General features: G+C 44.8%; 25 protein-coding genes and 1 tRNA gene. 12 read left to right on the forward strand and 14 right to left on the reverse strand.

Annotated elements, in window-relative coordinates:
* Window positions 1-36: 36 nt before the first annotated feature.
* Window positions 37-1227 carry a DUF819 family protein gene (locus MHB72_RS07045; RefSeq protein WP_195257796.1) on the reverse strand — a complete coding sequence of 397 codons (1191 nt, stop codon included), beginning with the start codon at window positions 1225-1227 and terminating at the stop codon, window positions 37-39.
* Between the two features lie 171 nt (window positions 1228-1398).
* Here MHB72_RS07045 and MHB72_RS07050 point away from each other — a divergent pair, with 171 nt between their 5' ends.
* From MHB72_RS07050 to MHB72_RS07065, 4 genes are all read left to right on the forward strand, one after another.
* Window positions 1399-1968, forward strand: coding sequence for a MarR family winged helix-turn-helix transcriptional regulator (locus MHB72_RS07050; RefSeq protein WP_195536183.1), 570 nt, complete (start codon window positions 1399-1401; stop codon window positions 1966-1968).
* The gene (locus MHB72_RS07055; RefSeq protein ID WP_216920320.1) at window positions 1958-2242 is read left to right on the forward strand and encodes a hypothetical protein; all 285 of its coding nucleotides are present in this window, start codon (window positions 1958-1960) and stop codon (window positions 2240-2242) included. Before MHB72_RS07050 ends, MHB72_RS07055 begins: the two co-directional genes overlap by 11 nt.
* 161 nt (window positions 2243-2403) lie before the next feature.
* Window positions 2404-3777, forward strand: coding sequence for a serine hydrolase (locus MHB72_RS07060; protein ID WP_216920321.1), 1374 nt, complete (start codon window positions 2404-2406; stop codon window positions 3775-3777).
* Between the two features lie 94 nt (window positions 3778-3871).
* On the forward strand, window positions 3872-4306 hold the full coding sequence (locus MHB72_RS07065) for an SMI1/KNR4 family protein (protein ID WP_216920819.1): 435 nt from the start codon (window positions 3872-3874) through the stop codon (window positions 4304-4306).
* 94 nt (window positions 4307-4400) lie between these two features.
* Here the strand turns inward: MHB72_RS07065 and MHB72_RS07070 are convergent, their stop codons facing one another.
* The 3 genes from MHB72_RS07070 to MHB72_RS07080 all read right to left on the reverse strand — a co-directional run bounded on the left by MHB72_RS07070 (window position 4401) and on the right by MHB72_RS07080 (window position 6336).
* Complete coding sequence (locus MHB72_RS07070) at window positions 4401-5351, reverse strand: glycoside hydrolase family 43 protein (protein WP_020450979.1); 951 nt, start codon at window positions 5349-5351, stop codon at window positions 4401-4403.
* A 619-nt stretch (window positions 5352-5970) separates the two neighbouring features.
* Window positions 5971-6054 (reverse strand): putative holin-like toxin, encoded by an 84-nt coding sequence (locus MHB72_RS07075; RefSeq protein WP_033155145.1) that lies wholly within the window; start codon window positions 6052-6054, stop codon window positions 5971-5973.
* A 209-nt stretch (window positions 6055-6263) separates the two neighbouring features.
* Window positions 6264-6336 (reverse strand) — tRNA-Val (locus tag MHB72_RS07080).
* Between the two features lie 173 nt (window positions 6337-6509).
* On the opposite strand from MHB72_RS07080, the gene MHB72_RS07085 reads away from it, so the two are divergent.
* Both MHB72_RS07085 and MHB72_RS07090 read left to right on the forward strand, forming a co-directional pair.
* Window positions 6510-6689, forward strand: coding sequence for a hypothetical protein (locus tag MHB72_RS07085; protein WP_011197793.1), 180 nt, complete (start codon window positions 6510-6512; stop codon window positions 6687-6689).
* Window positions 6690-6726: 37 nt separating this feature from the next.
* Window positions 6727-7305 carry a maltose acetyltransferase domain-containing protein gene (locus MHB72_RS07090; RefSeq protein WP_340902056.1) on the forward strand — a complete coding sequence of 193 codons (579 nt, stop codon included), beginning with the start codon at window positions 6727-6729 and terminating at the stop codon, window positions 7303-7305.
* An 82-nt stretch (window positions 7306-7387) separates the two neighbouring features.
* Here the strand turns inward: MHB72_RS07090 and MHB72_RS07095 are convergent, their stop codons facing one another.
* Together MHB72_RS07095 and MHB72_RS07100 are read right to left on the reverse strand one after the other, a co-directional pair.
* Entirely contained in the window at window positions 7388-7747 is a 360-nt protein-coding gene (locus tag MHB72_RS07095; protein WP_023856697.1) for a hypothetical protein, read from the reverse strand.
* A gap of 136 nt (window positions 7748-7883) precedes the next feature.
* Window positions 7884-8774 carry a LysR family transcriptional regulator gene (locus tag MHB72_RS07100; protein WP_216920323.1) on the reverse strand — a complete coding sequence of 297 codons (891 nt, stop codon included), beginning with the start codon at window positions 8772-8774 and terminating at the stop codon, window positions 7884-7886.
* 317 nt (window positions 8775-9091) lie between these two features.
* Between MHB72_RS07100 and MHB72_RS07105 the strand changes: the two genes are divergently transcribed.
* A complete protein-coding gene (locus MHB72_RS07105; protein WP_216920325.1) occupies window positions 9092-10921 on the forward strand; it encodes an assimilatory sulfite reductase (NADPH) flavoprotein subunit in 1830 nt (609 codons plus the stop codon).
* 27 nt (window positions 10922-10948) lie between these two features.
* Window positions 10949-12667 carry an assimilatory sulfite reductase (NADPH) hemoprotein subunit gene (gene cysI / locus MHB72_RS07110; protein WP_020450993.1) on the forward strand — a complete coding sequence of 573 codons (1719 nt, stop codon included), beginning with the start codon at window positions 10949-10951 and terminating at the stop codon, window positions 12665-12667.
* A gap of 56 nt (window positions 12668-12723) precedes the next feature.
* Here cysI and MHB72_RS07115 read toward each other — a convergent pair whose 3' ends face one another.
* On the reverse strand, window positions 12724-13611 hold the full coding sequence (locus MHB72_RS07115; RefSeq protein WP_195257790.1) for a LysR family transcriptional regulator: 888 nt from the start codon (window positions 13609-13611) through the stop codon (window positions 12724-12726).
* A 91-nt stretch (window positions 13612-13702) separates the two neighbouring features.
* Between MHB72_RS07115 and MHB72_RS07120 the strand changes: the two genes are divergently transcribed.
* Window positions 13703-14575 (forward strand): DMT family transporter, encoded by an 873-nt coding sequence (locus tag MHB72_RS07120; protein WP_023856700.1) that lies wholly within the window; start codon window positions 13703-13705, stop codon window positions 14573-14575.
* A gap of 48 nt (window positions 14576-14623) precedes the next feature.
* Window positions 14624-15001 (forward strand): VOC family protein, encoded by a 378-nt coding sequence (locus tag MHB72_RS07125; RefSeq protein WP_023856701.1) that lies wholly within the window; start codon window positions 14624-14626, stop codon window positions 14999-15001.
* A gap of 44 nt (window positions 15002-15045) precedes the next feature.
* Here MHB72_RS07125 and MHB72_RS07130 read toward each other — a convergent pair whose 3' ends face one another.
* A complete protein-coding gene (locus tag MHB72_RS07130; RefSeq protein ID WP_023856702.1) occupies window positions 15046-15594 on the reverse strand; it encodes an IseA DL-endopeptidase inhibitor family protein in 549 nt (182 codons plus the stop codon).
* Window positions 15595-16044: 450 nt separating this feature from the next.
* Between MHB72_RS07130 and MHB72_RS07135 the strand changes: the two genes are divergently transcribed.
* Window positions 16045-16785: a LysM peptidoglycan-binding and 3D domain-containing protein gene (locus MHB72_RS07135; protein WP_216920334.1), complete on the forward strand. Its 741-nt coding sequence runs from the start codon at window positions 16045-16047 to the stop codon at window positions 16783-16785.
* A gap of 57 nt (window positions 16786-16842) precedes the next feature.
* Here MHB72_RS07135 and MHB72_RS07140 read toward each other — a convergent pair whose 3' ends face one another.
* The 4 genes from MHB72_RS07140 to MHB72_RS07155 all read right to left on the reverse strand — a co-directional run bounded on the left by MHB72_RS07140 (window position 16843) and on the right by MHB72_RS07155 (window position 19651).
* Window positions 16843-18267: a DHA2 family efflux MFS transporter permease subunit gene (locus tag MHB72_RS07140; RefSeq protein WP_216920336.1), complete on the reverse strand. Its 1425-nt coding sequence runs from the start codon at window positions 18265-18267 to the stop codon at window positions 16843-16845.
* 16 nt (window positions 18268-18283) lie between these two features.
* The gene (locus tag MHB72_RS07145) at window positions 18284-18862 is read right to left on the reverse strand and encodes a TetR/AcrR family transcriptional regulator (protein WP_195536209.1); all 579 of its coding nucleotides are present in this window, start codon (window positions 18860-18862) and stop codon (window positions 18284-18286) included.
* Window positions 18863-18972: 110 nt separating this feature from the next.
* Entirely contained in the window at window positions 18973-19209 is a 237-nt protein-coding gene (locus MHB72_RS07150; RefSeq protein ID WP_020451001.1) for a hypothetical protein, read from the reverse strand.
* A 28-nt stretch (window positions 19210-19237) separates the two neighbouring features.
* On the reverse strand, window positions 19238-19651 hold the full coding sequence (locus MHB72_RS07155; RefSeq protein WP_216920338.1) for a regulatory YrvL family protein: 414 nt from the start codon (window positions 19649-19651) through the stop codon (window positions 19238-19240).
* 467 nt (window positions 19652-20118) lie between these two features.
* On the opposite strand from MHB72_RS07155, the gene MHB72_RS07160 reads away from it, so the two are divergent.
* A complete protein-coding gene (locus tag MHB72_RS07160; protein WP_216920340.1) occupies window positions 20119-20766 on the forward strand; it encodes a poly-gamma-glutamate hydrolase family protein in 648 nt (215 codons plus the stop codon).
* Between the two features lie 12 nt (window positions 20767-20778).
* On the opposite strand, the gene MHB72_RS07165 is transcribed toward MHB72_RS07160, so the two are convergent.
* The gene (locus tag MHB72_RS07165; RefSeq protein WP_020451004.1) at window positions 20779-21435 is read right to left on the reverse strand and encodes an ImmA/IrrE family metallo-endopeptidase; all 657 of its coding nucleotides are present in this window, start codon (window positions 21433-21435) and stop codon (window positions 20779-20781) included.
* A 188-nt stretch (window positions 21436-21623) separates the two neighbouring features.
* Window positions 21624-21977, reverse strand: coding sequence for an HTH-type transcriptional regulator Xre (gene xre, locus MHB72_RS07170; protein WP_020451005.1), 354 nt, complete (start codon window positions 21975-21977; stop codon window positions 21624-21626).
* Window positions 21978-22123: the final 146 nt, after the last annotated feature.

The following is a 22123-nucleotide window of genomic DNA, read 5'->3' on the forward strand; positions in this document are numbered from 1 at the left end:
GCAGACTCTTCAGGGAATCTGCGGCTTTTTTTGCGTTTAAACCAGGGTAGAAAACCATGTGCCCAAGAGGGTGCCGACATAATTGCCGATCAGATATCCGAACGTCCCGACCAGCATAGCCGGAGCGACGAGGCTCTGCCAGCCTTTGGCGATCGCCATCGCCGCCGCTGTTGTCGGACCGCCGACAGATGCGTTGCAGGCCAAGAGAATTTCCTCGAGCCGAAAACGCAACAGCTTTCCTGCGGCAAGCGTTACGAGCAGGTTGGACATGGCAACCACAAACACAAATGCCAAAAGGAGCGGTGCGTTCATGAGAATGATCCGCAAGTCTGCCGGAATGCCGATCACCACAAAGAATAAGTAAATCAAATAAGTCCCGATTTCCTGTGTGCCGCGCAGCCGTTCAAAATAGCGGGGAAAGGCGATCGTCAGCAAAATTGTCAGCGTCGTCAGCAGCAGGAACTGGTCACCCAAGATAAAGGCAAGAAACTGAAACCCGCCGTCAGAAGAAAAACGCTCTTTGAAAAAGGCCGCTGTTTTTACAGACACAGCAACGATCGCGAAGGCGGTTCCGCTGTTTAAAGCAATGTCCTGCAAGGACATCTCTTTTCTTTTCCAATAGGCTTCCGCCTGATTTTTGCTGCCGGCCGTCTCTTCAGGAACGCCAAAGCGCTTTTGAAACCATTTAAGCGCCGGTATCCCCATTAAAATGAAAAAAAGAAGAGCCATCATAAAATTATCCGCAACCACCGTCGATGATACATATTCACCGGGAGTTGAGAACTTCGCGGCCATCGCCGCAAAATTCACGCCTCCGCCGATATAAGAGGCACTGATCATCCCGCCGATTTGGTCAAGGTGCGGAATCTGCTGCTTAAACAGAAAAAAAGCAATCACGCTTCCGGCAGCAGTGCCCAGGGCGCTGATGCAAAAGATCATCAAAAGCCTGCCGCTTTCTTTCAGGATCTTCCGCACATTGATTTGAAAAAGTAGCAAAGGTATCGCAAGCGGAACAACATAGGACCACACCGCATCATAGACGGGCGACTCGGCCGGTAGAATCCCCGCATTCGTAAACAGCATCGATCCGCCCAGCGCCAGTACAGCCCCCGATACTGCCGCAGCCCAGCGATACCGCTGCTCCAAATAAATACTCACCGCCGCCCACACCGCAATAAACCCCCAAAGCATCCATGCATCATCCGCTGAAATGAGTGAAGAATTCATTATATTCCCCCTATTCTCATCCTATATTTTTAATTATCAGATAATTAAATAGTGTAAAACGGAATGTCCAATTGATCAATCACGAAAAAATAGTCACCATGTTGACAAAATTAACGAGAAAGAGTATTTTATATTCGTCAGCATATTGACTATATTCAAAGGAGAGAACAAATGGATACCAACAGCTTAATCAACGAATTACATTTGATGCAGCAAAGCTATGCGACATTGTTTTCAGTTGTCAATAAGGTGCAAACCCGAGGTGACGAATACATGGAAATAGTAACTTCAAGGCAACACATGGCACTCATCGCCATCGCGCATTTGCCGACTGAAACTGCCACGCTTACGAATATCTCCAAAAAGCTTGGCACAACCAAACAGACCGCCAACAAGCTGATGACAGGTCTGATCAAAAAAGGCTATGTTAAATCAGTGCCAAATCAAAAAGACAAACGCTCTATTAATATTGAAATGACCGCTGAAGGAAAGAAAGCGCTGGTGGATTGTTCCGAAAGGTCCGTCTATTTCTTGGCCGACTTGTTTCAGCAGTTTACAGCCGAAGAGGTTGCGACATTTTGGCGGCTGCTGCAAAAGCTTTACCGTTTTGACGGTGAAGAACAAGACGGTTTTGAGGAGAATGCAAACATTCAGCTTGGCGTAGGAAATTCATTAGATACAGAAAAGATTCTCGGAGAATTTGAGAAACGCCGCTACGGAGGAGAAAATGATGAAAAATAATCTTTATGTAAAAGCAACAACTTTTAAAATCAAAGGAAAGGAGAAGCTCTATCATGCAAAAGATAAATTCCTGAAGACAAAGGAAACCATTCGCCGCGGCACAAAATTAGACAGGACAGGACCCTTTTTCTCAAGCTGCATTGCTCTGATCATCATTGGATATTCCTGGGGGACAAAGGCGGAATGGCTCGTCTGGTTAGGGGCGGCAAGTCTTTTGAGCAACGTTTTATTGCTGTTTGCAACATTTTTTCGCCGATATCAAAAATCGATTTGACATTCATTTGCGCAGGATCTAGTGGCTCGCATCGTAGATCAATGAATGACTTGAAAAGGATGTTCAGAAACTTATTAGAATTGTAGAAAGGTGCCATTCTTGTCTTTTTTTTGTTGAAACCTCTTATTTCCATATGCGTATAAAGAAAGGGAGGTGGAAAAGTGAAACAGAAAAAAAGAGAACAACTTGTTAACCTGTTTAGTGTGTTAAATGAAAAAAAGCAGATCAACGCGGCGGTATTAGTCGCTGAAGACGGAGACATTCTTTTTCAAGGCGCCTTCGGTTATGCAAACTTGGCAGATAAGCGTTTATTGCAGGAGGATTCCTTATTTGAATTAGCATCGCTATCCAAGCCGTTCACTGCTTTGGGCATCCTTCAATTAGCACAGCGAGGGGTATTGAATATTGAGGATCCCGTAGAACGGTGGATAACCGGATTTCCTTATCAGGGCATAACGATTCACGATTTGTTGACACATACGTCGGGTCTGCCCGATTATATGGAGTGGTTTTTACAACATTGGGATTATAACAAGATTGCTGTTAATCAAGATATCGTTGATATGCTGATGAATCATCAGCCGCAACGCTATTTTGCCCCGGGTGAATATTGGATGTACAGCAATACGGGATATGTGCTGCTTGCAGTTATTATTGAAAAGGCATCCGGTCTGAGTTTTGCCGAATATATGAAAAAAAGTATTTTTGAACCGGTGGAAATGCGGAACTCAAGGGTGTATAACAGAAGGCTTCAACCTGAAACCATTGAGAACTATGCGTATGGATATGTGTATGACGTGCATACAGAACAGTACGTTCTGCCTGATGATGTTGAAGAAACAAAATATGTCTCCTATCTTGACGGGATTCAGGGGGACGGAACCGTAAACTCAACCATTCATGACTTATATTTGTTTGACCAGGCCTTATATACAGATTGTTTGATCAATCAAGTCTCAAAAGAGCTTGCTTTTACTCCCGCGTCTCTGAAAAACGGAGAGTCTGTAGATTACGGGTGTGGATGGGTGCTTCGGGACAGTCCTGAAACAGGGCGAATTGTCGGTCACAGCGGCGGCTGGCCAGGCTATTCAACCGTAATGATCCGATATATCGATCAACGAAAAACCTTCATTTATTTGAGCAATGTGGAACAGGATGATGAATATGAACAGGCCATCTTTGAAGCCGTTGAAAATATCCTGTTTGACAAGGCCTACAAAATCCCTGATCGCCCTGCCGATAAAAAGAAAAAAGAGATCGATCCGGCCATTTACAAAAGATATGTCGGAAGTTATTCACTTCAGGATGGCACCGCCGCTGATGTGACAGTTGATAAAGAACGGCTTTATATGCAAATCACCGGACAGATCCGTTTTGAATTATTTCCAGCCTCGGAAACGCGCTTTTTCCTCAGGTCATTGTCTGTTGAAGTGGAATTTATTTTGGAGGATGGTGTGGTCACCCGCTTGATTATTTATCAAAATGGCGCAGAGGAAGAAGCGGTGCGGATAGTGGAATCAAGCAGCAAGGTATGAACGTTGTTTGTCATGAAGAAAATTAATCGTTCGAAGTTGTGGGGATATCAGCCTGGCTGAATTTCCGATGCCATCTATAAGGAGGTTCATGAGGCTGAACAAATTTAATTTTATAAAAAATAGTCATCATGAGTTTTATGAGTTAAAAGAAAACGATCTAATAAAAGCGGAAGATAGACTTGGTTTCCGATTTCCTAAAGAACTCAGAGAATTTTATTTAGAAATTGGGTACGGGTTTATAAGAGGGAATAAAAGTGCAATAAACAGATTTTTAGATCCCGCTACTATCGCAGATATCACTTTAAGGGAAGATATTTACGAATTTGACCCTGATTTAGATGATATATATGAAGATGAAGACAGGCTTGTTTTTTATGAGGTAAATGAAGGTGTATATTTAACGCTTGATTTAAATGATACCGATAAGTCATCGGTATTCTTTTTTGATAAAAAAATAGCTGACTCTATAGAGGGATTTATCAAAAAAGTTGATCAAAATGATCGGTACTTTGAAGATATGGCGGATTAAATTTTTTTTGCTTTTTTGGATGGAGTTCTTGCAAAACTGGACTGCTAAAACAACAGAAAAAACCGAGCAGAAAAATATCTGCTCGGTTTAAAAACTAATACCTCGGCCATCCTTTGGAATCCCAGTATAAATCATTAATCAGCAGCTTAGGCGCTCCATTGTCAAGCGCATCATAACCATGTCTGACGATGATGTTGCCGTTCACGATATCTGCACCGCCCGGGCCCTTCCATTGGTCGTTTCCGGAGTCGAGGATTGTGCCTCCGCCTTCCGTCATTTTCTTGCCGCTTTTGTCATAGTAAGGTCCCGTGATTTTTGTCGAGCGGCCGTAAGCGATTTTATACGTGCTGTTCACACCTTGACAGCATTTATCGAACGAAACGAATAAATAATAGTAGCCGTTTTTATATGTGATAGACGGCGCTTCAACCGCTCCGCCATGGCTCGGCCTTGATGCGATCGAATAAACCTTCCCTGTAGGTTTCATCGTTTTTTTATCAAGCTTTGTCAGCTTGATGCCGCTCCAAAACGAGCCGAAGGACAGCCACGGATTTCCTTCTTTATCAATGACTAACTCAGGGTCGATCGCATTATAATTGTTCGAGGTCGTCGTCCGGGTGACAAGCCCGTCGTCGCGCCAATTTCCGGAAGAGATCCGGTCTGTTGAAGCCAGTCCGATCGCCGAAGTATTGGAGCCGAACGCGGATACCGCATAATAAAGCCAATAGCGACCATTGTAATAGCTGATATCAGGCGCCCATTGGTTTTTTTCATGGTTTGGCACGAACTTTTTCCACCATGATAATGGAGTTGTAAAAATACTTGGCGCTGGGCTCCACGTTTTTCCGTCCGTCGATTTGATGACGCGGATTCCATTGCCGATACCCGTGCCGAATGTATACCATGTATTTCCTTCTTTAATCATGGAAGGATCATGAATAACGTTGTCTCCTTTTGTATCCCAAAAAGCCGCTGATGTTGGCTCAGCTCCCGAAAAAATAAGCAGAAAAAATAAAATAAAACCAGAAATAATCGTCTTAGCCACAGTTGTTCTCCTTTCAAATCTCGATGTCCTTTAACAATCGGTCCTCCCTTTGAGAAATATTTCCCAACAACACGCACTTTATTTTAGCAGGGGTTCGGTCTCTCTCAATCAGACAAAGGACTTGTTTTGTAGTCCTGAAATAAAGTGTAAAACCTAGAAAATATCCATATTTAAAAAACAATCAAACAAAAGTCATTTTTTCGTCTGAATGTTAACGAGTTGGAGGTGATTAATCCGACTTACTTTGGATTATTTTGGATATTGTGAATTATGAAAAAATAATGTGGTTGTTCAAAAGCATTGGAAGAAGAAGCACGGTTTACCCTCGAATATTTTCATTTATCCCGAGAGGTGAATGACACTATTAGTTGATTTAGTGGGTTGAAATTGGTAATATGAATTTGAAGATAGACTGTCAAAATCATAAAAAGACCACAGGTGCGTTATCAACGTATCGCTCAAACGTTCAGGTGTATTTTTTAAAAAGAAATGCATAAAATAAAAAAGACCCGACTGCGCCAACAGTCGAGTCGAGTGTACAAAGCGGCCCAACAAGGGCTTGGCTCAGTCATTTTAAATATAGACTTCCCTTTGAACTTTACCAGGGCTCAAGGGAAGTCTATTTTTCTTTCTTCGACAACACGGCAATTAACATGCCGAAAGCAATCATTAACGAGATTGTTTCGTATGCTGTCATAAGCATCACCCCCTTTCATAGGGGATGAGCCAACTTCCCTTGAGTGAGCCCGAACTTTGTACAAAGAATATTTTACCATAACTCTTTCGATCAGCGACTGTTTTTTGTTGAATGAAGACATACAGAGTATGAGAGGTAAGAATGGAAAAAATCAAACGCAAAAACGGCAGGAACTCCGTTGAAAATCAACGTTTTCCTGCCGTTTCGATTCGGTATGATTCCGACTGGGCTCGAACCAGCGACCTCTACCCTGTCAAGGTAGCGCTCTCCCAGCTGAGCTACGGAATCATGATATGTAACACTGGGTATTTGTTTTGCTGACAAGTTCTATTATATGCAGATTAGATGGGTTCGTCAACAGTTTTTCGATTTTTTTTTGAGAACTGGGAAAGAGTCTTGCAGTACGCCGCGCGTTATGAAAATATTGTCTTATATAGAAGTCAAAAGGGAGCAGGAATTGGATGGATCTGATACTTAAAAGTGTTGATAGTATTTTAATCGTATTTTTAGCAATCTTTTTTATGTGGAAATTCGTTTATGAAATTAAACATGAGAAGCGGAAGGCTGTTATCTTGCTTTTGCTGCTCATCAATGTCTACTTTATTGTAAAAGTGTTCAATCTCGTGTTGCAATTGATGTAGCCAATATCAAAATGCAGTTAAGGAGACTAAAAAACCAATGAAAACAGAAAAGCAAAAAATGCTGGACGGAGAGCTTTATCTTGCTTCTGATCCGGTGCTGTGCCATGACAGACTCAAGGCGCGCAACATTACGAATGAATTCAACCATTCGAACGAAATCGACGACAATAAAAGGACCAAGCTGATCAAAGAGCTGTTTGGTTCAACAGGGGAAACGCTCCACATCGAACCGGTGTTTCGCTGTGATTACGGTTTTAATATACATGTCGGGGAAAATTTCTTCGCCAATTTTGACTGTGTTTTCCTCGATGTATGCGAAATCCGGATAGGCGATCATTGTATGCTCGGACCGGGCGTTCATATTTATACGGCGACCCATCCGCATGATCCGTTCGAAAGGATAAGCGGTGCGGAGTACGGGATACCTGTCATCATCGGACGGAACGTCTGGATTGGCGGCAGAGCGGTCATCAATCCCGGCGTCAAGGTCGGCGAAAATGCAGTGATAGCTTCCGGAGCCGTCGTGACAAAAGATGTCCCGGACAATGCCATCGTCGGCGGAAATCCGGCAAAGATCATCAAATACGTTGATAGCAAAAACACCAATTCTATGTAATTGGTGTTTTTATATAGACGCGGTGAATGTTGGAGCTGATCAAACATCCGCGGGAAGCAGATTTCTCCCGCGGATTTAAGTGTTATCGGGTGACCGTAATATTGTTGATGACCAGCTGTCCCAATGAATTGAGATACGAAAATGTCGCTTTGCCTGGGCTGACGGCTTTTACGTACACGCGGTCCGAGGTGACGCTGACGGTAATGGCGCTGCCGCTGTAGGACACGTTTGAAATGCCGACGTATTGATCTTCCTGTCCGACTTTCATCGGCCTGTTGATGACGATCGCCTGAGGGGCGAAGATTCCTTGTGCAGATGCGTGAGAAGAGAGACTTTCAGTTTTAGAGAGTTCCTGGGCTTGTACATGCATGGGACTTCCCGAAACAGCAAGCATACCTGCCAGTAATGATGAAGCAACTAAACTTTTACTTAACCACTTCATAACCATCATCTCTTTTCCTGTGTGATAGTTCCAGGATATGGCATCTCCAGCCGGCAGTCAATCGTTTCCAGTGATGATTCACACATTGGACAAACGAAAACAAACATTTCGTGAAGCGGGCAGGAAGAACGGATCATCATTCCGAAGCTGTTCTTTGGTTCAAAGCGTTAATAAAGGTTTTTACATTTTTTTTGTCTTGCATGACGGGTGAATATATATATGAAAGCGTCCTGGTAAAGGTTTGATTTTTCAGCCGGAGCACGGAAAGGTTTCCATGCTGCACGTCTCTTTCAATGACGCTTTCAGACAGGAGTGACAGTCCGATGCCTGTCATGAGCGTTTCTTTGATCCCCTGGTTGCTGCTGATCGTCAGAAACGACTTGACTTTCAAACCGTTTGAACGGATGACATGGTTTAAGTATTCGCGTGTACCTGAGCCGACTTCGCGTGTTACCCATGTTTGATTTTGCAGATCGGCCATTGTCACGTCCTGTTTGGCGGCAAGCGGGTGATTACTTGAAGCGGTGATAAACAATTCGTCCTGCATAAAGGCGTGGACAGAAAGCTCTTTTTCATTTGTCTGGCCTTCGATCAAGCCGATGTCCACTTTGTACAGGCGGACGGACTGCACGATTTCTTCCGTGTTTCCAATGACGGCCTTGAGTTCGAGCTCAGGATATTCTTTTTGAAGGTCGAACAAGAGCGATGGCAAAATGTATTCGCCGATTGTGAAGCTTGCACCGATTTTCAGCTCGCCTTTGATCGAGTTGTGGTGATCGAGAATGTCCTGCCGCGTTTGTTCATATATGGTGATCATTTGTTTGGCGCGGTCGTATAAAATTTCACCGGTCGGCGTGATTTTCAAATATTTCGGAGAGCGTTCAAATAATTTCGTCTGGAACTCTTTTTCAAGATTTTTAATGTGCATGCTCACGCTCGGCTGTGACATGAGAAGAAGCTCGGCCGTTTTTGTGAAATTTTTGACTTCTGCAAGGGTAACGAATGTCTTCAGCGCATCATAATGCACACGAATCTCTCCTTTATTAAAAATTTTAATAGCTGTGATAATTAATATATATTTTACTAATGTTGAGTATTCCAGTAAACTTTAAATTAGAATCTTTTTTAGGAATGTTTGGTTTGAAGCAGGCTGACGCCGAGCGGCAAAGGGGATGTGGTGAGTGAGCGCTTACAATATTTCTTTGCAGCAAAGCCGTGATCGACAGATGTTTTGCGTCAATAAAACCGATTTGATTTATAGGAATAGTGGATATATGATGAATGTAATCCTTTTCCGTTTCAAACAAGTCATAATTTTTTTATTCCTTAGTGAGGTGGATATCGTTGCAACTTCAGGTAATGAACAGTCCTTTTAACCAGGAGCAGGCAGAGCTCCTCAACCGCCTTCTGCCAACTTTGACGGCATCACAAAAAGCCTGGCTGAGCGGTTATCTGGCGGCTGTGCAAACCGCCGATGACGCGGCGGCGCTTGAAACATTGCCGGCGGAAGCTCCGGCTGCAAGTCCGGCCCAGCCTGTTTCCAAAGAAGTGACCATTTTATTCGGGTCGCAGACAGGAAATGCACAGGGACTTGCTGAAAACGCGGCTAAGACGCTTACAGAACGGGGCTTTCAAGTCACCGTCTCTGCAATGAGCGATTTTAAGCCGAACCAATTGAAAAAATTAAAAAACCTTCTCATCGTCGTCAGCACGCACGGAGAAGGGGATCCGCCGGACAACGCGCTGTCATTCCATGAATTTCTCCATGGCAGACGGGCTCCGAAGCTCGATGATTTCCGTTATTCTGTGCTGGCTCTTGGCGACACGTCGTATGAATTTTTCTGCCAGACCGGAAAAGAGTTTGATCAGCGGCTTGGTGAGCTGGGGGGCACAAGGCTCCATCCGCGCGTCGATTGCGATCTCGATTATGATGAACCGGCTGCAGCATGGCTTGAGGGTGTCATCTCAAGCTTAAACGAAGGACAGGAACAGGGCGCAAGCTCAGCACCTGCTCAAACGGCAGCACCGCAAGCAGCAGGAGGAGAAACGGTATATTCGAGAAAAAATCCGTTCAGAGCGGAAGTGCTGGAAAATTTGAATTTAAACGGCCGCGGATCAAATAAAGAAACGCGCCACCTTGAATTATCGCTCGAAGGCTCAGGCCTGACTTATGAACCTGGCGATGCGCTCGGCATTTTTCCGGAAAATGACCCGGAACTCGTCGACATGCTGCTGGCCGAGCTGAAATGGGATCCGAATGCTACCGTCACGGTTGATCAAGGGGAAAACCTTTCCCTGAAAGAAGCGTTGACTTCTTACTATGAAATTACGGTGCTGACAAAAAAATTTATTCAGCAGGCGGCAGAACTCATTGCAAATGAAAAGCTACGCGAGCTTGTCGCTCAGGAAAACGCGGATCAATTAAAAGCATATATCGCAGGCCGCGACCTGATTGATTTCGTTCAGGATTTCGGTCCGATCGCAGTAGCTCCGCAGGATTTTGTTTCGATTCTTCGAAAAATTCCGCCGCGTCTTTATTCGATCGCATCAAGCTTCGCTGCAAATCCGGATGAGGTGCATTTGACGATCGGCGCTGTCCGCTACAATACGCACGGCAGAGACCGAAAAGGGGTCTGCTCGGTTTTATGTGCTGAACGCCTTCAGCCTGGCGACACGCTGCCTGTTTTTATTCAGCCGAATAAAAACTTTAAGCTGCCGGAAAATCCGGAGGCTCCGATTATCATGGTCGGTCCGGGCACAGGTGTTGCGCCGTTTAGGTCATTTATGCAGGAGCGCGAAGAAACCGGAGCACCGGGGAAATCGTGGATGTTCTTCGGCGATCAGCATTTCGTCACCGATTTCTTATATCAGACAGAATGGCAAAAGTGGCTGAGTGACGGCGTGCTGACAAAAATGGATGTCGCGTTCTCGCGGGATACGGAAGAAAAAGTATATGTACAGCACCGCATGCTTGAGCACAGCAAAGAACTGTTTGAGTGGCTTGAAGAAGGAGCGGCTTTCTACGTTTGCGGCGACAAGAACAACATGGCCAAAGATGTTCAGAACGCATTGCTTGAAATTATCGAAAAAGAAGGCGGCAAAAGCCGCGAGGAAGCTGAAGCCTATCTGGCAGAAATGAAAAAGCAAAAACGTTATCAGCGCGATGTATACTGATTTTGATTGAAAGGGGACTTTTTCAACATGGGGAACGAAATATTAAAAGCGCCTGAAGGCCCGCCGAGTGATGTAGAACGCATTAAGAAAGAAAGCAACTATTTGCGCGGCACCCTGAAGGAATCGATGCTTGAGCCGCTTTCAGCCGGAATTTCCGATGACGACAACCGTCTGATGAAGCATCATGGCAGCTATTTGCAGGATGACCGCGATCTCCGCAATGAGCGTCAAAAGCAAAAGCTTGAGCCGGCGTATCAGTTCATGCTGCGCGTCCGGATGCCGGGCGGTGTCGCAACGCCTGAGCAGTGGCTTGTCATGGATGAGCTTGCCCGGAAATACGGAAATGGCACATTGAAGCTGACAACCCGGGAAACCTTCCAGATGCACGGCATTTTAAAATGGAACATGAAAAAAACGATTCAATCGATCCATTCAGCCATGCTGGATACGATTGCAGCATGCGGGGATGTTAACCGGAACGTCATGTGCGCTTCCAATCCGTATCAATCAGAAATCCACAGAGAAGTGTATGAATGGTCGAAAAAGCTGAGTGATGACCTCCTGCCGCGCACACGTGCGTATCATGAAATCTGGCTTGATGAAGAAAAAGTGGCCGGCACGCCTGATGCGGAAGAAGTCGAACCGATGTACGGACCGCTGTATCTGCCGCGGAAATTCAAAATCGGCATCGCCGTTCCGCCGTCAAATGATATCGACGTATTTTCCCAGGATCTTGGGTTTATCGCGATTGTGGAGGATGACAAACTCATCGGCTTCAACGTCGCGATCGGCGGCGGTATGGGCATGACCCATGGAGACAAAGCAACGTATCCGCAGCTTGCCAAAGTCATTGGCTTCTGTAAGCCTGATCAGTTATATGATGTCGCCGAAAAAACGATTACGATTCAGCGGGACTACGGAAACCGCTCGGTTCGCAAAAATGCCCGCTTCAAGTACACAATTGACCGCCTCGGCTTGGAAACGGTCAAAAACGAGCTGGAAAACCGCCTCGGCTGGAGCCTCGCTGAAGCAAAGCCGTATCATTTCGAGCATAACGGCGACCGCTACGGCTGGGTAAAGGGTGTAAACGGAAGATGGCACTTTACAATGTTTGTTGAGGGCGGCCGCGTCACTGATTATGATGATTACAAGCTGATGACCGGCTTAAGGGAGATCGCCAAAGTTCATACCGGCGATATCCGCCTCACAGCCAATCAAAACTTGATCATTGCCAATGTCACAAGCCAAAAGAAGAAAAAGATCAGCGAACTGATCGAACAGTTTGGTTTGACTGACGGCAGGCATTATACAGCGCTCCGCCGCAGCTCGATCGCATGCGTCGCACTGCCGACGTGCGGATTGGCGATGGCCGAAGCGGAACGATATTTGCCAAAGCTGATTGACAAAATTGATGAAATCATTGAAGAAAACGGCTTGAAGAATGAAGAGATTACCATCCGCATGACGGGATGCCCGAACGGCTGCGCCCGCCATGCGCTCGGCGAAATCGGCTTCATCGGAAAAGCCCCTGGCAAGTACAACATGTACCTCGGCGCCGCTTTTGACGGCAGCCGTCTAAGTAAAATGTACCGGGAAAACATCGGTGAAGAAGAAATTTTAAAAGAACTTCGCGACATTCTTCCGCGCTATGCGAAAGAACGCAATGAAGGAGAACATTTCGGAGATTTCGTCATCCGCGCCGGAATTGTTAAAGAAACGACGGACGGAACGAATTTCCATGATTGATGAGCATTTTTTAAAAAACGCCTCAGCCCTTTGATCGGTGCTGAGGCGTTTTCTGTTTACGAAAATGATCGAACCGTTTCCGACTCGATGATCATTTTCATAAACTCGGCAGCCGCCGGTGTTGCTTCTTCAAATGAGGGTGTAATCATGCCGACCTCGCGGATAATTTGAGGAGAGATGTCTTTTTTGATCAACCGATGGGATACGGAGGAAAGCGAAAAGTTAGAAATCAAGCCGATCCCCAAGTTGTTATTGACCATATTGACCAATGTTTCCGCGTTTTGCACAGTCAGATTTTCTTTTAATTCGAGGCGGTGTTTTTGAAAGATTTGAGATACCGCGACTTCGTGCCCGCCCTTGCAAAAGATCAATTCATTTTGATGTTTTTTCAGATCAATGAAAGGTGCGTCTTTTAAGTGATGATATTGCTCAGGGATGACGGCCGCCATCCGGTCTTGAAACAATACTTGACTTTCGAAACCGTCAAAGGGAGAGGCGACGATGCCTAAATCAACCAGGCGTGTTTCGACCCATTGCTTGATTTGGTCGGAGGTTCCTTCGACCAGCTCGATTTGTACGAGCGGATACTTTGACTTGAAGGAGGCGATAGTCTGCGGCAAAATATTCGCTGAGACGGCGGGGAACGAGCCAACTTTGACTTTCCCCCTGAGCAGATGATTTTCTTGATCGGCCACTTGGTATATTTTGTTTTCAATCACAATCATCTGTCTGGCCAGTACGACGATTTCCTTTCCCGCGTCAGTAAGCTTTAACTTGTTCTGTTTATCCCGAATCAACAATTTGACCCCGAGCGACGTTTCCATGGTTTTTATGGCTTTGCTCACGGCCGGCTGTGAAATATACAGCTCGTTGGCGGCTTCTGTCATATTTAGTGTCTCCGCGACTTTCACAAAGATGTGAAGGCTGTTCATGTTCATAACCAAATGGTTATACCTCCGATAATAAAAATGTATTTCAGTTATCATCCAATATAGCATATGCTGTACATGAAACAAAGAAGAAAGGTGACGGTTTATGTTTAAAGTACTGTTGGGGATCATCTCTGTAACGCTTATTTGGGGGTATACCTGGGTGACGATGAAAATCGCAATCACTGACATTCCCCCTGTTTTATTTTCGGCACTGCGGCTGTTCATTGGAGCCGTTCCTTTGTTTGTAATTCTCTTGATCAAAGGAAGGAAGCGTTCAATAGGAAAGGAGAATATCAAGCATTATCTGGTGATGAGTTTATTGATGGGTTTAGGTTATATGGGGGTGTTAACTTACGGCATGCAGTTTGTCGATTCGGGAAAAACGTCTGTATTGGTGTATACCATGCCGATTTTTGTCACTGTCATCAGTCATTTTAAATTAAACGAGAAAATCAATGTGTATAAAATGCTCGGTTTATTTTCCGGGTTGATCGGTCTTTTGTTTATATTAGGAGGAGGGATTCTGCATGTTGATCAAAATGTCATATTTGGAGAGCTTTGTGTTTTAATCGCAGCGCTCAGCTGGGGCATCGCCAATGTATACAGCAAACTGAAATTTAAAGATACAGATATGATTCATATGAATGCATGGCAGCTTCTAACAGGGGCGGTGATGTTACTGATCTTCTCTTTTATACTGGAACCGTCCCGGCCGATTCACTGGTCAAATGAAGCGATCTTATCTCTTTTATTTAACGGTTTATTCTCTACGGCTTTGACGTTCGTCATTTGGTTTTGGATCCTGAATCAAATCGAAGCGTCAAAAGCATCGATGGCTTTAATGTTTGTTCCCGTATTAGGCCTTTTATTCGGCTGGCTGCAGCTGCATGAACCGGTCACAATCAGCATCCTGATCGGCGCCTTCATGATCTGCATCGGGATTTTTATGAATACTTATCAATTTAAAAAGGTGTAAAAAAAGGCAGAGGGTCTATATGGTATGATGAAATGGGAGGGAGATTTTATGAAAATCGAACACATCGCTATATGGACGAACAATTTAGAGGAAATGAAAGACTTTTATACCCGGTTTTTTCACGGAAAGGCGAATGAAAAATACGTCAATCCGAAAAAGCATTTCGAATCCTATTTCATTCAGTTTGAATCGGGAACACGGCTTGAGCTGATGAGACGTCCCGACCTTGCAAAAGGAGAGGAAAACGCTTCCGGCTATGCACATATGGCGTTTTCCTTAGGGTCGCGGCAAGAGGTTGACGAGATGACGAGCCGCTTTGAAAAGGAAGGATACCAGGTTGCCGGAAAGCCGCGCGTCACGGGTGACGGGTATTATGAAAGCGTCATCCTGGATCCTGACGGCAACATCGTTGAGCTGACCGTTTGACGGAAAAAAGCTAATGTCCGTTTTTAGACATTAGCTTTTTTCGTTTAGATGGCAGCATCGAGCTGATTGATTTTCCATTTGTTGTCTTCTTTCACAAACGTGATCTTTCTTTTCGCAGTCACTGATCCATCCAATGCCGGTACGGAAAATTCATAGGTGCGGGTATTGTTTTTTTGAGAAATCAGTTTGATTGTTGCTTTGTCCCATCCTAAGAGGTTGTCCCCATCGCCGACAGGAACGGCCATTTTTCCTTTATAAGACATAATGTTGTATTTTTCAAATCCTTTTTTAATGGCGTCTTTTGTGAAAACCGGTGCCAAGTAATCTGTTAACTTTGCTTTTGTGCTGAATTCACTGCACATATACGTATATGGAAGACCGCGGTATTCAAATGTTTTGGTTTGGCAAGTTGAGTTTTTCGCTTTTGGATTGTGGCCGCTCATCGTATTCCAAAAGTGCTCCCGTGCCTGCAAAGTCATTTGCATGACTTGTTTATTTGTTAAATTCCCTGATGTTTGGTTTTTCGCTGCGAGAGATGCTCCGGCAGGTAAGATGAGTAAAACAGCTAATAAACAAACGATTAACTTTTTCATGTTCCTCTCTCCTTAAATATATCTCTTATGTTACAAATGTTACAATAATTACAGATGGATTACAAGAGATTTGCGAGAAAAATTTTCCTCCGCTGTTTTCTAATATATAACGACATAAAAGCGACTGGGGTTATATGTTTAGGAAAATAATTTACGTCTATTGATTCGTTTCCCCGAATTTCTCTTCTCATAAACACAAAACCTTCATGTTGAAAAAACATCTTATACTGAAAAATAATTCCAGCTTGAACCAGCGTCAAGAGCAGGAAAGAGGACGTCTGAAACATAAAGGAATCATGTTGTTAAAAATCAGAATTTTACATAAAATCAAACTTTATCAGTAAAAAAACTGTAACGAAATTCGCATCAATCTGTCATAGCGGTGACATTTTGCTGTGTTACGATTTTCCCTGTTAGTTTCAAAAGGGCTAACAAGGGAGGATTTAACTTATGAAGAAGACAATCATGTCCTTGGCTGCAGCCGCAGCTATGTCGGCGACTGCATTCGGAGCGACTGCCTCAGCAAAAGAAATCGAAGTTCAAAAAGGAGATACGCTCTGGGGGATTTCTCAAAACTACGGAATGAACCTCAAGGACTTAAAAAAATGGAATCAGCTTTCATCAGATCTGATTTTACCGGGTCAAAAGCTGAACATTTCTTCTCAAGAAGAAAAATCTGAAGAAAAGCAGTACACCGTTCAGCCAGGGGACACGCTCTCAAAAATCGCAAAAGAGTTCGGTGTAACTGTAAGCGATCTTCAAAAACGGAACAATCTGAAGTCGGACCTGATTATTGCAGGGCAAACGATTGCGATAAATGGAGAAGCAGAAGAGGCTGTTGCTGCAGCGCCTGTGAAACAAGAGTCCGCGCAAAAACAAAACGATCAGCCTGTCAACGTGCAAAAGGAAATCACAGTGACAGCAACTGCGTATACGGCAAATGACGGGGGCATTTCAGGCATCACAAAAACGGGAGTCGACCTGAATGCGAACCGTGATGCAAAAGTCATCGCGGTTGATCCAAGCGTGATTCCGCTCGGTACGAAAGTATATGTGGAAGGCTACGGCGAAGCGACGGCTGAAGACACCGGAGGCGCCATTAAAGGCCATAAAATAGACGTATTTATTCCAGATAAAAAAGACGCTTTCAATTGGGGCGTCAAAACCGTAAAGGTCAAAATTTTAAACTAATATCAAAAAATGCAGGAGGCGCTTCATGCCTCCTGCATTTTTTTGATGGATCGATGTTTATGCTGGATGATGTTCCCCGCGACTGCTTTTCACAAAAACTGAAATCACAAGAGCAGCTGCTGCAAAGACGATGGCTACGAAATAAACCATATGAACGCCTTCTGTCATACCTTGCATGTGCAGCTCCTGACGGCTGGCTCCTGAAGAATGCGCGATAAAGCGATTCGAAACGGTCGTCAGAATTGTCGTGTACAATGCCGGACCGATGGCCCCTGACACTTGATTGACCGTATTCATAATCGCCGAGCCATGCGGGTACAGCGGTTTGGGCACCTGGTTTAAACCGAGCGTCATGATCGGAGCCATCGTTAACCCGACGCCGAGTGTGAAGCCGGCGTACAGCATCATTCCCGCCGCCATCGGCGTATCGCTTGAAATATTCGTAAACAGCGAAAGGACGGCAATCACAATGATCAACCCGGTGATCAACAGCGGTTTAAAGCCAAGCTTATCAAACAGGCGTCCTGCAACAAGAGATGTCATCGCCAGGACAAGGCCGCCCGGCAGCATAAGAATGCCTGTATAAAGCGGTGACAGCTCAAGCGCCATCTGGAAGTAAAGCGGCAAAATCAGCATCATCGAAAACTGCAGCATCATCACGATCCACATCAGGATAACCGAGACGGAAAATATTTTTGACTGAAACGGCCTCATATCAAGCATCGGCGCTTTCAATTTGAGCTGGCGCATGACGAACAATATTAATCCGATGACACCGGCTGCCAGTCCGATGATCACTTTCGGACTGCTCCAGCCCGCAGCTTCCCCGGCGTTGCTGAAGCCGAAAACGATTCCGCCAAACCCGACAGTCGATAAAAGAATAGATAATATGTCAATTTTCGGATACGTCAGTTCGGTTACATTTTTCAGGCGGAACGCCGCATAAAAAATCATGAAAACCGATACTGGAAGCATCATGAAGAAAACAACGCGCCATGAATAATGCTCGACAATATAGCCTGAGATGACCGGACCGATCGCCGGAGCAAATAAAATAACGAGCGTGAGGATTCCGGTCATCGTTCCGCGTTTTTGCGGCGGAATCAAAGTCAATATCACATTCATCACAAGCGGCAGTATCAAACCTGTACCTGAGCCTTGGATGATCCGTCCGGCGAGAACGAGCGGGAAGACCGGAGCGATTCCGGCCAGAAAGGTTCCCGCTGTAAACAATGTCATCGCAGACAGAAACAACTGCCTTGTCGTAAAGCGCTGCATTAAAAACGCAGTAATCGGCACGGCGATGCCGATCATGAGCATATATCCGGTTGACAGCCACTGGGCCGTATTCGCTGAAATGCCGAAATCGTCGATGATCTTCGGCAAAGCCACATTCATGACCGTCTCATTAATCAGAGCGAGAAAATTTCCGACGATTAAAATGGCGATAATCATGAAGGAGCCTTTTTTAGCATGTTCCATTTGCATTTCCCACCCTTTATGATCGTTTTAGTAAAAAAGGAATTTGTTCGGCGGCTGCACTGAGGGGCCGACCGTTTTTTTTCGTCACTGAGAGCACATACGCACCCTCAATCATCGCCTGTATCGCGATGCTCAGCGTCTCGGCCGTTTCCGGCGCGTAGCCTGACTGGAGCAGTTTATCCTGATAGACAAGCTGCCAGTCTTGATAAACCTGTTCACAAGTTTGGCGGAGCCTTTCGCTGAACGACCACGTTTCTGCGGCGACGGATACGATCGGAATATCATCGTTTTCTTCCATGATGTATTCCTCGATTCCGTCAGCCATCATCTGGATATAAGATTGAAACGCCTTGACAGGATCAGCTTCTCGGCTGATCGCTGACAATATATACGCTTTGATTCTTTTCCCGGTTAATTGAATCGCCTCTTGCGCCAGTTCTTCTTTGCCGCCGGGAAAATAATAATAAAGCGATCCCCGCGGCGCTCCGCTTTCGGCTGTGATTTGGCTCAGACCTGTGGCATGGTAGCCTTGTTTGCGGAACAATCGTGAAGCTGCCCGCAATATTTTGTCGCGGCTGCTCATTTTTTCTGCCATCCTATCATTCCCTTATGATTTTATACTGATCGGTCTATATAATTTTAACGAAAAAAAAGACCTTTTTTGAAGGCCTATTTTAGAAAAAGGACGATTTGTCCATATTCGGTTCACCGGGAATCCGCTGAAGGCTTCAGAAAGCCGGCAAGCAGCGGCGCCACAGCGATCACTGCCAAGATCGACAAAAGGCTGTCAGATATGAGGTGAACAAAAGTGGAATTGATGGTATAGAGTGCGAGCACCGTTAAATAAACGGCCAAAAAAACGTAGCCGAAGATTTTCTTGCGGAACGGTTTTTTGAGTTGAATAAAAAGAAACAATCCGGCCATTAAAATGATAAACGTCACAGTTCTATTCTCCCTTCGCGAATGTTTCTCAATCCTCGTATGTCCGGTTTCTTTCTTTGTTGTCTTCAAATGCCAGCTGAATGACGAATAAAAACAGACAGGCGATGATTTCCACATCCAGCGGGATGGTGATGCTGTCCATCAATTCATCAGCGAGATGGATGGCAAGCCACGTAAAAAAACATTCGATCATAAAGGTCACAGCTTTATGACCGATCATAAAGCTCAAAATCTTTTCCGGGATTTCAAACAGCGCGCCGAGGCCAAAGGATAAAAGGATATACCAGAAGAGCGACCAGGGCGATTCGTATGTCACGCCGAAAATCGCGAAAAAACCGGCGACGCCGAAATAATAAGACCCGAATAAGAGCGTAAACACAGTGAGGATCAACAGAAAGATCAAAGTCACTGCGAACATGGTACCGAGAGTTTTTTTAATCATTAAACATTCATTCCTAATCATGCAGTGTATATTCATGATATCAGAAAAATATCCGGTTGTGAGTTATTAATGAGATTTTGGGGTTAAAGTTTGTGTGGAAGGGGGGAGTGGAGAGAGCGTTCTGAAAAATTCCTAAGGTGTTTTTCGAGACCTAATTAATCGCCATATATCATATTTGGAGCGTTTTCATAAGGGCTGCAAAGAGGATAGGATCCCAAATGAAAAAGGCTGTCAGCCGGCAACCTTACTTTGTTAATCATATTTCGTATTTGCTTGTTCTAAAACCGACGTGTTTACTAGAAGAATTATTTTCGTGCCTTAGGTGATTTTCGATTTTGGTTCAATTGCTTTAATCTTTTAAATCTCATAAAGAGATTTTCATTTTCCTAGAGGCAACATATTTACAACCGCCGCGACTCCCGGTACACTACATAAAAACAGGACAGGCAGGTGCAAAAAATCAAGAGATGAAGCAGGCTTTAACTGACCAATACGGCAGCTTTACAGAGATGGCAGAAAATGAAATAGAAGGAACCGATTATTCGGTGGCTGCGCGGGATGCAGGGAGCGCACTGCTTGTGATGGCTCCCCACGGGGGCGGGATTGAACCGGGCATCAGTGAAATTGTCAGGGCTTTTGCAGCGGGTTCTTCGGTTTATTTATTGGAAGGATTGAAAAGGCGCGGCAATAAGAGTCTTCATGTGACAAGCGCCCATTTTGACTGCCCGCTTGCCGTGCGAATGGCTGCAGGACATCGATACATACTGGCGTTCCACGGATATGACGAGCCTTTCCGCCGGCATACGCTCATCGGGGGGACAGATCGAAGGCGCGCCTTGTGGTTTGCGGAGACATTGGAGAAGCACGGATTTTCTGCGGAGCTGGCGGCTGAAAGGGGATATCTTTCAGGTACAAACCCTGCAAGCATCAACAATCGCTGCCAAACAGGGTTAAGCGTGCAATTTGAAATCAGCACTGCCCAGCGGAAGGCGATGTTTGAGCAATTCACATTAAAGGGCAGGCGAACGTCTCAAAATGAGGTGTTTTCCCGCTATGTCAAAGCTTTGAAGGCAGGAGCCCGCATCGCATATGGGCCGAGTGCAGCCGGGAGCTGAGCCGGCTGTTTTTTATTTTCTCAGCATATACGCCGGCCGGCTTTCTGCCGCGACCATTTTGCCGACGCCGTTTGCCGTTGTGTACGGGCGGCGGGTTTCCCGGCGGTAGCGTGCAAGTTCGTCTTCTTCTTTAAGGCGAGCAGCATTCGCTGATTCGCTCTCTTGGGAAAGGCTCGCCATCCATGCCTCATGAAACTGGATCCCGGCTTGCCGTTTTTCAAAGAGCTCGATCCGTTTGACAGCGAACGATTCCGTGACTTTAAAGAGGTCGGCGATCATTTTAGCGGCTTGGCATCGCAGCTGGGGAAAATCCATTTTTAAAAGCATAAAAGTAGGGACGCAAAAATGGTACATAAATTGATTGGCCTGGAATTCCTGCAGCTCCCTGAACATCTGATTCATATAAAGCTGGTTTCCCGCGTGCTTTAATACGTGGCATAACTCATGGGCAAAATCCTCCCACTGCTTTTCCTTTGAAAGGCTGCTGTTGAGAATGATGCTGTACATGCCGTCATGCTTAATCATCATGCTGTTGACATTTTCATAGTGAATCCAAATGTTAAAATGAGCGGCTATGCGATTCATATCAATGTGGTGGGGTTCAAAAAAACCAAACTTTTGATACATATTTTTGACGTATTCTTCTAGGTGAGATAAGTAAAACTTCAATACGAGACACCCTTTCGAACAAATGTTCTGTTTTTAGCGGGAAAGAAAAGCCCGTCAAAGGGGCTGTCATGTTTTCATGCAGATCTATCATATACGATGAGCAGCCTCTTTAGCAAATCTTTCCCTTTTTTATCGTCTTAACTATTAAATCGGCGCTCATCAGGTAATGTTTAATAAAAATTCCTTTTTTATCCGTTTTGTTTATCTCCGGGCTTTCGTTTTTTCTCTTTTTCTTTTAAGTATTGAATGAACTCGATGGCCTGCTGTCTGCTTTCGGGGGAAAATTCCTGCATGTCTCGGTATGCAATTTGCAGATCCGGATCTGCGATTTCGTCTTCAATCGTTTTTTTCTTTTCCGTTCCTGTCAACAGATAGTCAATCGTCACTTTATAGTAATCGGCGAGTTTTTTTAATGTTTCATAGTCCGGCTCGCTTCTTCCGTTTTCGTAATGGGAGTAGCGGGCCCGCGATACACCGATCTGCTTTGCAACTTCTTCCTGTGTCCGTTTTCCTCTCAGGCTCTTCAGTCTGCCGCCTAACATAGAATGACCTCTCTTCCTCAATTCGGCATGTTTATCTCTATTATAGATACAAAATGTATCGAAATAAACATATGATAAAAAAAGTATCAAAAAAGTATTGATGATAAGAAGTGTATCATATATAATCAAATCATCAGATACGTATC

It is taken from the genome of Bacillus sp. FSL K6-1284, from assembly GCF_038002625.1.
In the GTDB taxonomy this organism is placed as follows: domain Bacteria; phylum Bacillota; class Bacilli; order Bacillales; family Bacillaceae; genus Bacillus; species Bacillus paralicheniformis.